The organism is Allobosea sp. CER48, assembly GCF_044752385.1.
In the GTDB taxonomy this organism is placed as follows: domain Bacteria; phylum Pseudomonadota; class Alphaproteobacteria; order Rhizobiales; family Beijerinckiaceae; genus Allobosea.
On record NZ_JBIWYK010000225.1, the window covers coordinates 1 to 5,179 of the forward strand.

Sequence of the window (5,179 nt, forward strand, 5' to 3'; positions counted from 1 at the left end):
CGAGCAGCGCTTCAGGACGATGGGAGACTTCTCCGCCCGCAAGCCGGGCAAGGCGGCGCAGGATGTCAGCGGCCTCGCCTGCATGCCTGTGGCGAACGGCGCCCAGCGCTGCCTGCTGATCAATGACGAGGGCGCCTTCGCCCAGTTTGCCGGGATCGCCGAGAACCGGATCACGCCGGGTTCGACCCTGCCGATCATCGGCACGGAAGCCGCACCGGACACGCTCGGCCAGCCGCCCCAGGGCATCTGCCGGGCCGCCGGCCGCTTCGCCGAGCTCGATGGGGAAGCCGTGGCCTATGCCGATGGCGCCTTCTACGTGGCGGGCTCGCATGGCTGCTCGCGCAACAAGGGCGAGTTTCGTCTCTCCGCCTTCCATCTCGCGCGCATCAGGGTCGATGCCGAAGGGACGCCGACCGGCCGCGTCGAGCTGAGCTATCGCCTGAGCGACATGCTGCGCCGGGCCGGCGAGGCCGGCGCCTTCTTCGGCAAGAGCCTGGTTGACGACAACGGCCTCAATGTCGAAGGCATCGCCGTCATCGGCGACACGCTCTGGGCCGGCCTGCGCGCGCCCTCGCTCGGCAACCGCAGCTTCCTCGTCGGAGCCTCGCTCGCGACGCTCTTCGCGCCCGGGCACGCGGCCGCAACCGAAGCGCCCAAGCTGATCGCCCTGCCTGCCGGCCGCGATCGCGGCATCAGGGATCTCGCGCCCCTGCCCGATGGGCGGCTCGTCGCGCTCCTCGGCCCGGCACAGGATCAGCCCCTGCCCTATTCGCTGATGCTGGTCGACACCGCACGGCCCGAGGCGGCTGCGACGCTCGGCGACCTGCCCGCCCGTGGCGATGGCAAGGCCGAGTCCCTGACGGTTCTGGGCGAGGGCCGTGGCGCCCTCACCGTCCTGATCGGCTACGACGGCCGCAGGAACGGCCATTTCGAATCCTACCGCCTGCCACTGCCCGCCGAGCCTCGCTGAACGCCATGGATTTCCACGCCCGCCTCTCGCACGCCGTCACGCGCTACCGCGCCGAGGTCGCTGAACCGCGCGAACATCTCTCGCTGCTGCGCTGGCAGATGGCGGAGGGTCACGCCCTCGACCGGCGCGACACCTTTCCCGGCCACCTCACCACCAGCGCCTTCGTGCTGTCGCCGGACCATGCCAGGATCCTGCTGATCGACCATGTCGTGATTGGCCGCTGGCTCCAGCCCGGCGGGCACTGGGAAGAAGCCGAACGCTTCCACCTGTCCGCAGCGCGGGAAGCCGAGGAGGAGACCGGCGTGCAGGGGCTGATGCTGCATCCCTGGCATGCAGGAGAAGACGTTCCCTTCACCATCGACAGCCATGACGTGCCGGGCAAGCCCGCCCGCGGCGAGCCGGACCACATCCATCACGACCTGCAATATCTCTTCCTTGCCGATCCGGCCCTGCCGCTCGTCGCGCAGATCGAGGAGGTCCATGCAGCCACGTGGAAGCCGATCGAGGCCCTCGCCGCGATCGCGCCGCGGGCTCTGGACCGCCTCTCCAGCCTGCAGAAACCCTGACTGTTGCACCGCAACAACAGCCGCGCGGATTGCGGAAACGCCTATGGCTCTTTTATCGCGCCGCGACCAGGCTCCCGACATGGTTCGTTCGAGGATGAATTAGATATTGCAAACGATTTGCAATAGCATATACATCCGTGACCTCGCGGAGTTCTCCATGTCTTCGAAGACCCTTGCTTTCGCCGTGATCGCCGCCGCGACCTCGGCCACCGCCTTTGCTGCCGACCTGCCCTCCCGCAAGGCGGCTCCTGCGCCGGCCCCCGTGATCTCCGCCTGCACCGAAAGCGAGGGCATCCCGACCGACGCCTTCGGCTTCACCACCGGCTCCGACGTCGCCGAGAAGGGTGCGTTCGGGCCCAGCCTTACCTACAATGGCGGCTACGGCACGCGCGCCGGCAGCTCCAACAGCCACGGCCTCACCCTGCAGGGCTCCTATGGGCTGTTCCCCTGCTTCGAGATCGGCCCCTATGTGCTGGGCAACTTCACCAACGCCTCGGCCGGCGGCATCAGCGCCGACTCCAACGCCCTCGGCGCCGGCGTCGAGATGAAGTACCGCCTGCTGGGCCGCGACATGCACGGCATCGGCCTTACCCTTGTGCTGGACCCGAGCTTCAACCGCGCAGACCCGGACGGAGCGGGCCGTTTCACCACCTACAACACCGGCATTCGCATCTTCGCCGACAAGACGCTGATCCCGAACACGCTCTATGCCGCGCTCAACCTCTCGCAGGATCTGACCTGGACGGGTCCCTCGCCCTATCTGCGCTCCTCCACCTTCACGGTCGGAGGTTCGCTCGCCTGGCAGGTTTCGGACGGGCTCTATCTCAGCGGCGAGGTCCGCCATATGCGGGCCCACAACGACCTCGGCTTCGGCAACGAGGCGGGCTACGCCACTTTCGCCGGCCCCGGCGTCTTCTGGCAGGCGACGAAGCAACTCGCCCTCTCGGCCGCCTACAACATTCAGGTCGCCGGCAAGGCCAAGGGCGAGCCCGGCAATCTCGACCTGACCAATTTCAGCCAGCATCTCGTCAAGGTGAAGCTCGGCTACAGCTTCTGAACGCGGGCACGATCCTTTTTGCGGGGGCGGCAGCGGCAGCGCTGCCGCCCTTTTCGCTTTGGCCCGCGGCCTGCGTTGACATACTCCCCCTGAGTACCATAGCGTCCGCGGCAGATCGAACCCCAACGCGCTGCCATGCCTCACACGCCTGAAGAGAAGAAGCGCGCGGTCACGCGGCTTCGCCGGATCAGGGGCCAGACGGACGCCCTGATCCTCGCCGTGGAACGCGGCGAGGAATGCGGCGCCCTGCTGCAGCAGCTGGCGGCGCTGCGAGGCGCTGCGACCGGGCTGATGGCCGAGGTGCTGGAAAGCCACCTGCGCGAGACCATGCACGGCAGCGCCGGGCCCGCGAAGGCTCCCTCCGAAGATGCCGACGAGATCGCCGCGATCATGCGCGTCATCCGCCCCTATCTGAAATGACCGTTCGCAAGGAAGGAAACATCCCATGAAGACCCGCGCCGCCGTCGCCTGGGAAGCCGGCAAGCCGCTCACCATCGAAACGATCGAGATCGGCGGCCCGAAGGCCGGCGAGGTCCTCGTCGAGGTCATGGCGACCGGCATCTGCCATACCGACGCCTACACGCTCTCCGGCCTGGATTCGGAAGGCAAGTTCCCGGCGATCCTCGGCCATGAGGGCGCGGGTATCGTGCGCGAGGTCGGCGCCGGCGTCACCACTCTGAAGCCTGGCGATCACGTCATTCCGCTCTACACGCCGGAATGCCGCAGCTGTAAGTCCTGCCTGTCGCGCCGCACCAATCTCTGCACCGCGATCCGCTCAACCCAAGGCCAGGGCGTGATGCCGGACGGCACCTCGCGCTTCTCCTGCGATGGCGGCGAGGTCTTCCACTACATGGGCTGCTCGACCTTCGCGAACTTCACCGTCCTTCCCGAGATCGCGCTGGCCAAGGTCCGTGAGGACGCGCCCTTCGACAAGATCTGCTACATCGGCTGCGGCGTGACCACCGGCATCGGCGCGGTGATCTACACGGCGAAGGTCTGGCCGGGCGCGAATGTCGTGGTCTTCGGCCTCGGCGGCATCGGCCTCAACGTCATCCAGGGCGCCCGCATGGTCGGCGCCGACAAGATCATCGGCGTCGACATCAACCCGGCCAAGCGCGCCATGGCCGAGAAATTCGGCATGACCGACTTCATCAATCCGAGCGAGATCGGCAACGACAAGGTCGTGCAGGCGATCGTCGACCTGACCGGCGGGGGCGCCGATTTCTCCTTCGACGCCACCGGCAATACCAATGTGATGCGCCAGGCGCTGGAGTGCTGCCATCGCGGCTGGGGCGAGTCGATCATCATCGGCGTCGCCGAGGCCGGCAAGGAGATCGCGACCCGCCCGTTCCAGCTCGTCACCGGCCGCGTCTGGAAGGGCACGGCCTTCGGCGGCGCGCGTGGGCGCACCGACGTGCCGAAGATCGTCGACTGGTATATGGAAGGAAAGATCAACATCGACGACCTGATCACCCACAAGCTCAGCCTGGACGAGATCAATCACGGCTTCGACCTGATGCATGAGGGCAAGTCGATCCGCAGCGTCGTGGTCTATTGAGCCGCCGCTTTACCGCCTCATAAGGCATGCATCAGAAGAGGATGGCCGTGCTAGACCCGGCCATCCTGATTGCTGGCATTCTCTGAACTCGGGTTCCCGGGTCGCTCCTCCTCCTTCCGGAGAATGACACTTCGCCGCCGCGCACAAGAAAGGACCCCATATGGAACTCCTCTCCTCCTCGAAGGCCTTCGGCGGCACCCAACGCGTCTATCGTCACGAGAGCACGGCCTGCGCCTGCCCGATGACCTTCGCGATCTACCTGCCGCAGCAGATCGAGGACGGGCCAGTTCCGGTGCTGTGGTACCTGTCGGGCCTGACCTGCACCCACCAGAACGCGGTGGACAAGGGCGAGTACCGGGCCGCTGCGGCCGCCAACGGCATCGCCATCATCTGCCCGGATACCAGCCCCCGCGGCGAAGCCGTGCCGGACGAGCCCGACAACTGGCAGTTCGGCTCGGGCGCCGGCTTCTATCTCGACGCCACGCAGGAACCTTACGCACGCAACTACCGGATGGAGAGCTATATCCGCGACGAGTTGCCCGCGCTGGTCGCCAGGAACTTTCCGCTGGACATGAGCCGGCAAGGTATCTTCGGGCACTCGATGGGCGGCCATGGCGCCATTACCCTCGCGCTCAAGAATCCCGGGCGCTACGCCTCGGTCTCTGCATTCGCGCCGATCACGCAGCCATCGACCGCCGGCTGGTCACGCCCGGCCTTCGAGAAATATCTCGGGCCTGACGAAGGGGCATGGCGCGCCTATGATTCAACTCTGCTGATCGCCGATGGGCATCGCGTTCCCGACCTGCTCGTCGACCAGGGCACCGCCGATGGCTTCCTCGAGGAAGGCCTGCGCCCGCAATTGCTCGAGATCGCATGCGCCGCGGCCGGAATCCCGCTGCAACTGACCATGCGGGACGGCTACGACCATTCCTACAACTTCGTCTCGACCTTCATGGCGCAGCACGTCGCCTGGCATGCGGAGCGGCTCACCGCCTAGGCAAGGTTCGCGCTCGCGGAACGACGGCCTG

General features: G+C 66.8%; 6 protein-coding genes. All 6 read left to right on the forward strand.

Features of this window, described 5'->3' with window-relative positions; all coding sequences use genetic code 11:
- Window positions 1-970 (forward strand): DUF3616 domain-containing protein (locus ACIPIA_RS10005; RefSeq protein WP_400509056.1); only part of this gene is annotated, 970 nt, incomplete at its 5' end.
- A gap of 5 nt (window positions 971-975) precedes the next feature.
- Window positions 976-1,536 (forward strand): NUDIX hydrolase, encoded by a 561-nt coding sequence (locus ACIPIA_RS10010; RefSeq protein ID WP_400509057.1) that lies wholly within the window; start codon window positions 976-978, stop codon window positions 1,534-1,536.
- Between the two features lie 157 nt (window positions 1,537-1,693).
- Window positions 1,694-2,593: a hypothetical protein gene (locus ACIPIA_RS10015; RefSeq protein ID WP_400509059.1), complete on the forward strand. Its 900-nt coding sequence runs from the start codon at window positions 1,694-1,696 to the stop codon at window positions 2,591-2,593.
- Between the two features lie 135 nt (window positions 2,594-2,728).
- Window positions 2,729-3,013 carry a metal-sensing transcriptional repressor gene (locus ACIPIA_RS10020; protein ID WP_400509061.1) on the forward strand — a complete coding sequence of 95 codons (285 nt, stop codon included), beginning with the start codon at window positions 2,729-2,731 and terminating at the stop codon, window positions 3,011-3,013.
- A 25-nt stretch (window positions 3,014-3,038) separates the two neighbouring features.
- The gene (locus tag ACIPIA_RS10025; RefSeq protein WP_400509062.1) at window positions 3,039-4,151 is read left to right on the forward strand and encodes an S-(hydroxymethyl)glutathione dehydrogenase/class III alcohol dehydrogenase; all 1,113 of its coding nucleotides are present in this window, start codon (window positions 3,039-3,041) and stop codon (window positions 4,149-4,151) included.
- A gap of 160 nt (window positions 4,152-4,311) precedes the next feature.
- Window positions 4,312-5,148, forward strand: a complete 837-nt coding sequence (gene fghA, locus ACIPIA_RS10030; protein ID WP_400509064.1) for an S-formylglutathione hydrolase — start codon at window positions 4,312-4,314, stop codon at window positions 5,146-5,148.
- Window positions 5,149-5,179 lie beyond the last annotated feature (31 nt).

Bases quoted from the DNA above. Each gene is read 5' to 3' on its own strand.
- ACIPIA_RS10010 (WP_400509057.1), top strand. From the start codon at position 976: ATGGATTTCCACGCCCGCCTCTCGCACGCCGTCACGCGCTACCGCGCC.
- ACIPIA_RS10015 (WP_400509059.1), top strand. From the start codon at position 1,694: ATGTCTTCGAAGACCCTTGCTTTCGCCGTGATCGCCGCCGCGACCTCG.
- ACIPIA_RS10020 (WP_400509061.1), top strand. From the start codon at position 2,729: ATGCCTCACACGCCTGAAGAGAAGAAGCGCGCGGTCACGCGGCTTCGC.
- ACIPIA_RS10025 (WP_400509062.1), top strand. From the start codon at position 3,039: ATGAAGACCCGCGCCGCCGTCGCCTGGGAAGCCGGCAAGCCGCTCACC.
- fghA (WP_400509064.1), top strand. From the start codon at position 4,312: ATGGAACTCCTCTCCTCCTCGAAGGCCTTCGGCGGCACCCAACGCGTC.